General features: G+C 71.2%; 6 protein-coding genes. 4 read left to right on the top strand and 2 right to left on the bottom strand.

The genetic code is table 11. The annotated features are described in order from the left end of the window. Positions 1–157: 157 nt before the first annotated feature. Entirely contained in the window at positions 158–436 is a 279-nt protein-coding gene (locus tag ACFXMF_RS36205; RefSeq protein WP_360311588.1) for a hypothetical protein, read from the bottom strand. A 323-nt stretch (positions 437–759) separates the two neighbouring features. Between ACFXMF_RS36205 and ACFXMF_RS36200 the strand changes: the two genes are divergently transcribed. Then, the gene (locus ACFXMF_RS36200; RefSeq protein ID WP_360311586.1) at positions 760–2151 is read left to right on the top strand and encodes an alpha-L-fucosidase; all 1392 of its coding nucleotides are present in this window, start codon (positions 760–762) and stop codon (positions 2149–2151) included. Between the two features lie 115 nt (positions 2152–2266). After that, positions 2267–2938: an FCD domain-containing protein gene (locus ACFXMF_RS36195; RefSeq protein ID WP_360311584.1), complete on the top strand. Its 672-nt coding sequence runs from the start codon at positions 2267–2269 to the stop codon at positions 2936–2938. A 74-nt stretch (positions 2939–3012) separates the two neighbouring features. On the opposite strand, the gene ACFXMF_RS36190 is transcribed toward ACFXMF_RS36195, so the two are convergent. After that, entirely contained in the window at positions 3013–3852 is an 840-nt protein-coding gene (locus tag ACFXMF_RS36190) for a fumarylacetoacetate hydrolase family protein (RefSeq protein WP_360311582.1), read from the bottom strand. Positions 3853–4146: 294 nt separating this feature from the next. Between ACFXMF_RS36190 and ACFXMF_RS36185 the strand changes: the two genes are divergently transcribed. Together ACFXMF_RS36185 and ACFXMF_RS36180 are read left to right on the top strand one after the other, a co-directional pair. Beyond that, positions 4147–5523, top strand: coding sequence for an L-fuconate dehydratase (locus ACFXMF_RS36185; protein WP_379992501.1), 1377 nt, complete (start codon positions 4147–4149; stop codon positions 5521–5523). Continuing rightward, complete coding sequence (locus ACFXMF_RS36180; RefSeq protein WP_380020984.1) at positions 5520–6308, top strand: SDR family NAD(P)-dependent oxidoreductase; 789 nt, start codon at positions 5520–5522, stop codon at positions 6306–6308. Before ACFXMF_RS36185 ends, ACFXMF_RS36180 begins: the two co-directional genes overlap by 4 nt. Positions 6309–6433 lie beyond the last annotated feature (125 nt).

Raw genomic sequence — 6433 nt, 5'->3', positions numbered from 1 at the left:
CCCGCCCCGCGCCGGCCCGCGCCCCGGGGGTGCCGCGGGCCCCGGGGGCCGGGGGGGGGGGGGTGGGGTTCGGCCGCGCCGACGTGTGGGGGGCGGCCACCCCACCGAGGGCGGCGCCACGGCCGGGGGCCATGGCCGGCCGCCCGGTCCGGGCCGGCTACTTCACCCACAGTTCGTAGTTCTCGAACTGGCCGCCGCCCGTGCACTGGTAGGCGGACCAGCGGTGGGCGTTGATGCCCTGGTTGCCGGTGTCGTTGCAGGCGCTGGCCCAGTAGTAGTCGGTGATGTAGGTGTAGCCCGGGCTGGCCGGCGGGTGGCACGGATGCGTGCAGGCGACCGTCGCCGGAGCCGCCTGGGCGGGCGCCGCGCCCAGCACGGTGCCGGCCAGGACGGCGCTGCCGGTGGCAAGACCGAGGACGAAGTTGCGGAGGCGCATGATGGAGTCCCTTCGGTGTGCGAAATGCGGACATCCCGTACACGTTCGGTGACGACCTTCGGTATGACACGGATTGTGTGACCTGGGTCACACTCCGTGCCTTCCGGTGCCGGTGCTCCGCCCTCGACCGCGCCCCCGGTCCCGCCCTCGGGTGTCGGTGAGACGGGACTGCGGCGGCGATCCATGCCGAGAGAGCCGATCTATCTTCCGGCGGTATGGCCGCTATCGGCGCATTTCCCGGAGGGCACCCTTGTCACGGGCGCCAGAACCAGGAATATTGATCCTACCTTTCCCGGCTGCTCCGTCCCTGCCCAAGGATTCGCATGTCTGCATCGACCCCCGGTCACGACGATCCCGTTCGCCCGCTCCCCGGTTGGTTCGACGATGCCAAGCTCGGCGTGATGATCACGTGGGGGTTGTACTCGGTGCCGGCGTGGGCGCCGCTGGACGATCGGCTGGTCCGGTTGCTCGCCGAGCACGGCGAGGGGGCGGACCGGGATCGCTCCTACCACGCCGAGGCGGACGCGGACGGGTTCGATCCGATCGTGACCACGAGCTACAGCGAGTGGTACCAGAACTCGGTGTCCGTGCCGGGCAGTCCCACCTGGCACCACCACCGGGAGACCTACGGCGACCGGACCTACGCCGACTTCCGCGACGACTTCGCCGCGGCCGTCGAGCAGTGGTCGCCCGAGCCGTGGGCGCAGTTGTGTGCGGCGGCCGGCGCCCGATACGTCGTCCCGCTCGCCAAGCACCACGACGGTTTCCTGATGTGGCCCAGCCGCACCCCCAACCCGCACCGACCCGACTGGGCCCTGGAGCGGGACGTGCTCGGCGAGTTCCGGGACGCCGCCGAGGCCCGCGGGATGCGCTTCGGGATCTACTACTCCGGCGGCATCGACTGGACCTTCGCCAACCTGCCGATCCTGCGCGCCGACGACGTGGCCCGCGCCGTACCGGACTCGCCGGAGTACGCCGGCTACGCCGACGCGCACTGGCGCGAACTGATCGAGCGCTACCGGCCGGCCGTGTTGTGGAACGACATCGGCTATCCGTCGGCCGCCGAGCCGGAGAAGCTCTTCGCGCACTACCGCGAGGCCGTCCCGGACGGCGTGGTCAACGAGCGCTTCTACGCGGGCACCCCCGACTTCCTGACGCCCGAGTACGCGACCCGCGCCACGTCGGGCGGCGGCAAGTGGGAGACCGTGCGCGGCGTCGGACTGTCCTTCGGCTACAACCGCCAGGAGGACGCGTCGTGGACCACGTCGGGGCCGGACCTGGTCGAACTGTTGATGGACGTGGTGAGCAAGGGCGGAAACCTGCTCCTGGGCATCGGTCCGGACGCGACCGGTCGAATCTCGCCGGAACAGGACGCGGCGCTGCGCGAGTTGGGGGCCTGGCTCGCGGTCAACGGTGACGCGGTGTACGGGAGCCGCTCCTGGCGGGTGGCGGAAGATCGGACGGCTGAGGGTCTGCGGGTGCGCTACACCGAGCGGGACGGCGACCTGTACGCGACCTTCCTGGACCGCCCGAGTGCCGGTGTCTCGGCGCCCCCGCGGCTTGCCGGCGCCACGCACGCCGAGTGTGTGTGGCTCGGTGGGGACGGCACCGTGGGCACCGTGACGGGCCTGGCAGGCTTGCCGGTGCCGCCCGTTCGGCCCGGCGTGCCGGAGCCGACGGTGCTCCGGATCAGCCCGGCGCCCGACCCGCGGTGACCGCGGTCGGAACGGACGAGCGGACCGGCCGGCGGGCGGCGACCCGACCGGCCTGTCTTCTTGTTGGCCGGCCCGTCATACTGGAAGTCATCGGACCTCTGGAAGGATCATCGGCATGGCTGTGACGGACGAGGCCATCGACAGGATCAAGGAGATGATCGTCTCCGGGGAGCTTCGGCCCGGCGACAAGCTTCCCAAAGAGGCGGATCTGGCCACCAAGCTGGGACTTTCGCGCAATTCGCTGCGCGAGGCGGTCAAGGCGTTGTCGCTGATCCAGATCCTGGACGTCCGGCAGGGCGACGGCACCTACGTGACGAGTCTGGAGCCGGGTCTGCTGATGGGCGCGATCGCCTTCGTCGTGGACTTCCACCACGACAAGAGCGTGCTCGACTTCCTCCAGGTGCGACGCATCCTGGAGCCGGCCGCCACCGCGCTGGCCGCGGCCCGGATCGACGCGGCCGGGATCGCCGAGCTGCGCGGCCTCGCGCAGGTCGACGAGCCGCAACCGACGCCCGAGCAGCTCATCGAGCAGGATCTGCGCTTCCATCAGGCGATCGCGGGCTTCAGCGGCAATCTCGTGCTGTGTTCGCTGCTGGACTCGCTCTCCAGTCCCACGATGCGCGCCCGGGTCTGGCGCGGTCTGACCCAGAGCGACTCGTGGGAGCGCACAGTGCGCGAGCACCAGGCGATCGTGGACGCGCTGGAGAGCGGCGACGCGGAGGCCGCGCGGTCGTGGTCGACGGCGCACATCGCGGGTGTCGAGCAGTGGCTGCGCAAGGTGGCCTGACCCGCCGTCGGTCGGGCCGGCCCTCCCGTGCGTCGGACCCCGACCCGGGTGCGCCGGCCGGACCGCCGGACGGGTCAGGCGTCGGCGAAGGTCTGTCGCTGGACGCCGAGCCCGGTGATGGCCAGCTCGACGGTGTCGCCGGCGCGCAGGTACGGCTTGGGATCGGGCTGCCCGAGGGCGACGCCGGCGGGGGTGCCGGTGTTGATCACGTCGCCCGGATACAGCGTCATGAACTGCGACAGGTACGAGACCAGGAACGCCACCGGGAAGATCATCTCGGCCGTGTTGCCGTCCTGGCGGAGCGTGCCGTTGACGCTGAGGGTCAGCGCGAGCGCCTGCGGGTCGGGCACCTCGTCGGCGGTGACCAGCCACGGGCCGAGCGGGTTGAAGGTCGCGCAGTTCTTGCCCTTGTCCCACTGGCCGCCTCGGTGCAACTGGAAGTCGCGCTCGGAGACGTCGTGGCTGATCGTGTACCCGGCCACGTGGTCCAACGGGTTCTGATCGGCGGTCAGATATGCGGCGGTGCGGCCGATCACGATCGCGAGTTCGACCTCCCAGTCGGTGGCCAGCGACGCGCGCGGCACCAGGACCGTGTCGTCGGGGCCGACCACGGTGTCCGGGGCCTTCATGAACACGATCGGCTCGGCGGGTATCGCGGCGTCGGTCTCGCGCGCGTGGTCGTGGTAGTTCAGCCCCACGCACACGATCTTCCCGGGTCGGGCCAGCGGCGGGCCGTAGCGCAGCCCGGTCGCGTCCAGGAGTGGCAGGGTCGCCGGGTCGGGCAGCACGGACAGGTCCGCGAGCAGCGCGGCGTCGATGTCCTCGACCACGCCGGACAGGTCGCGCGGGATCCCGTCGGCATCCAGGACGGCCGGGCGTTCCCGACCGGGCTCGCCTATACGGACCAGCTTCACAACGGTCTCCTCGGGTGATCGGGTCTTGCGTACATCGAATCAGTCATCCGATGTATAGGCCATAATGGAGGGCCGAAACAAGTCGATTGTGCTGACTTCGATCACTGACTGGGATATTGGTCGGACGAATGCTGGACGTATGCGGGGCGGTCACGGTATACATCGGATGTCTGGGGTGCCAGGGCCCCGCCCATCCCGGACATCCCGCCACCGGGAACCCACCCCGTTCGCGGCGGCCGGGCCGCACGGCCGACAACCGAGGAGCCACACGTGACCCCGCAGCATCCGAACGGCGTGAGCCGGCCCGCCCGACCCGAACGGCCCACGACCCCGGCCGCCGTCGTCACCGAACTGGTGACCACGGACATCCGTTTCCCGACCTCCCGGGAACTCGACGGCTCCGACGCGATGAACCCGGACCCGGACTACTCGGCCGCCTACGTCGTGCTGCGCACCGACGACGCCGACGGGCACGAGGGACACGGCTTCGCGTTCACCATCGGGCGCGGCAACGATGTGCAGGTCGCCGCGATCGACGCGCTGCGCGCGCACGTGGTCGGCCGGCCGCTGGACGAACTGCTGGACGACCTGGGCGCGTTCTCCCGATCCCTGGTCGGCGACAGCCAGTTCCGCTGGCTGGGCCCGGAGAAGGGCATCATGCACATGGCCATCGCCGCGGTGGTCAACGCCGCGTGGGATCTGCGGGCCAAACGCGCCGGCAAGCCGCTGTGGCGACTGCTCGCCGAGCTGACGCCGGAGGAGATCGTCGACCTGGTCGACTTCCGCTACCTCGGCGACGCGCTCACCCGCGAGGACGCGCTGGCGATTCTGCGCCGCGCCGAGCCGGGGCGGGCCGAGCGGGCCGAGACGCTGTGCGACGGCGGGTATCCCGCGTACACGACCTCGCCCGGGTGGCTGGGCTACGACGACGAAAAGCTCGCCCGGTTGTGCCGCGAGGCGGTCGCCGAGGGCTTCACCCAGATCAAGCTCAAGGTCGGCGCCGACCGGGCCGACGACGTCCGGCGCTGTCGGATCGCCCGGGAGAGCGTCGGCCCCGACATCCGGATCGCGGTGGACGCCAACCAGCGCTGGGACGTGCCCGAGGCGATCGGATGGATGCGCTCGCTGGCCCCGTTCGACCCGCACTGGATCGAGGAACCCACCAGCCCGGACGAGGTGTTGGGGCACGCGGCGATCCGCCGGGGGATCAGCCCGATCAAGGTCGCCACCGGCGAGCACGTGCAGAACCGGATCGTTTTCAAGCAGTTGCTCCAGGCCGAGGCGATCGACTTCGTCCAGATCGACGCGTGCCGGGTCGGCGGCGTCAACGAGAACATCGCGATCCTGCTGCTGGCCGCCAAGTTCGGTGTCCCGGTGTGCCCGCACGCCGGCGGCGTGGGCCTGTGCGAACTGGTCCAGCACCTGTCCATGTTCGACTACGTCGCGGTCAGCGGCCGGATCGAGGACCGGGTGATCGAGTACGTCGACCACCTGCACGAGCACTTCCTCGACCCGGTCGTGATCACCGACGGGAACTACCGGGCGCCGTCCGCGCCCGGCTTCTCGTCCACCATGCATCCCGCCTCGATCGCCCGATTCCGCTACCCGGACGGCGAGTTCTGGGTGGCCGATCGCGCCGCACAGGCGCCCGTCGTGGAGGTCTCCGCATGAGCATCCCGTCCGCAACCCGCACGCCGGCCGCGGGAGACTTCGCCGGCCTTCGTGCCCTGGTCACCGGCGGCGCGTCCGGCATCGGGCTGGCCACCGCCCGGATGTTGACCGCCCGGGGCGCGACCGTGGCCGTGCTCGACCGGGACCCGGCCGCCCTGGCCGGCGACCCCGAACTGATCTCGTTCACCGCGGACGTCACCGACGACGCCTCGGTCGGCGCGGCCGTGCGCGACGCGGTCGCGCGGCTCGGCGGCCTGGACATCCTGGTCAACAACGCCGGGATAGGCGCGGCCGGCACGGTGGCCGACAACGCGGACGCCGAGTGGCATCGGGTGTTGGACGTCAACGTGGTCGGCCTGGTCCGCGTCACCCGCGCCGCGCTGCCGCACCTGCGCGCGTCGGCGCACGCGGCGATCGTCAACACCTGCTCGATAGCCGCGACCGCGGGCCTGCCGCAACGCGCGCTCTACTCCGCCTCCAAGGGCGCGGTGCTCGCGCTGACCCTGGCGATGGCGGCCGACCACGTCCGCGAGGGCATCCGGGTGAACTGCGTCAACCCCGGTACCGCCGACACCCCGTGGGTCGGCCGGCTGTTGGATGCCGCCGACGACCCCGCGCGCGAGCGGGCGGCCCTGGACGCCCGCCAGCCGATGGGACGGCTCGTCGCCGCCGACGAGGTCGCCTTCGCGATCTGCTCGCTGGCGAGCCCGCTGGCCGCCTCCACCACCGGCGCCTCGCTCGCGGTCGACGGCGGCATGCAGGGTCTGCGGCTGCGGCCGGAATAACCCGATCGGGACCGGATCCTGGAGTCGAGGGCGGCGCACGCATCGTGCGCCCCCAACAACACCAGGTACTTGTAAAACAATCCAAAAGGACGCACGTTGGAGGAGACCAACCACATAGTAACAAC

Origin of the sequence: Embleya sp. NPDC059213 (genome assembly GCF_042754445.1) — a bacterium.
Taxonomy (GTDB): Bacteria; Actinomycetota; Actinomycetes; order Streptomycetales; family Streptomycetaceae; genus Embleya.
Note: the sequence above shows the minus strand (reverse complement) of the source record. Positions and strands in the feature narration are given on the sequence as shown.